This is a genomic window from Limnohabitans sp. Bal53, assembly GCF_003063355.1.
Lineage (GTDB): Bacteria > Pseudomonadota > Gammaproteobacteria > Burkholderiales > Burkholderiaceae_C > Limnohabitans_A.
Genome location: NZ_NESH01000026.1, coordinates 1 through 748, shown reverse-complemented (window position 1 = coordinate 748; position 748 = coordinate 1). Strand labels below are relative to the sequence as shown.

At 59.4% G+C, this 748-nt stretch carries 1 protein-coding gene; it reads left to right on the top strand.

Annotated elements, in window-relative coordinates; translation table 11 throughout:
- The coding region (locus B9Z50_RS17660) for a hypothetical protein (RefSeq protein ID WP_158270710.1) at positions 1–748 on the top strand (748 nt) is incomplete at both ends.

Sequence of the window (748 nt, the reverse complement as noted above, 5' to 3'; positions counted from 1 at the left end):
GCACGGGCGCGCAGCTCTCAGAGAACTTAGGCACGATTACGGGTTGGGACGTGGCCGTGTCGTACTTTGGGGCAAGCGACATCAACGTGTTCGTGGGCTACGGCAGCCCAGACTTTGACCAAGACAAATGGAGTGAGACCTCAGGCCTGTTTGGCTTCGCGTTTGAGGGGGTGGACTTTGCCTACGCCAACATGCAAACCACCTTGCCTGCTGTGCTCAAGGCGCCGTTCCTAGGCGCACTGGACGGCTTTTACGCTGCCAAGCTCAACGCGCAGAGTGCTGCCTTTGTTGGTGGAGGCGAGATCCTCAACGTTGAGGCCAAGAACCTAGAGCTGCGCTTAAACGATAACGATGCGAACTGGTTCCCTGGTACGCCTTTGGAGATGGGGCCTGCCGTCATTGACTGGGCGGCGAGTTTCCCTGCTGATGACGAGGCGGGCACCGCTGCGGGCCTGGGCATCAAGACCGGTGCCTACCTCAAGAGCGAAGACGAAGACACCAGCGAATACGCTGTAGAAGACGAAGCCCTGGGCTACTACACCGACAGTTTGGGCCAGCGGGTCAACGCGCAAGGCTTCTTGCTAGACGACTTAGGCGCGCGCATCGACCAGCTCATCACGCTGGACTTTGACGGCAATCAACGCTTGGGCGTGTCCGTTGAGGACATGCGCATGGACATCGCCGGCTTCATCCACGCGCAGGGCAGCTTCAACTTTGAGAAGGGCCCCCAGCAACTGGTCACTTTGGG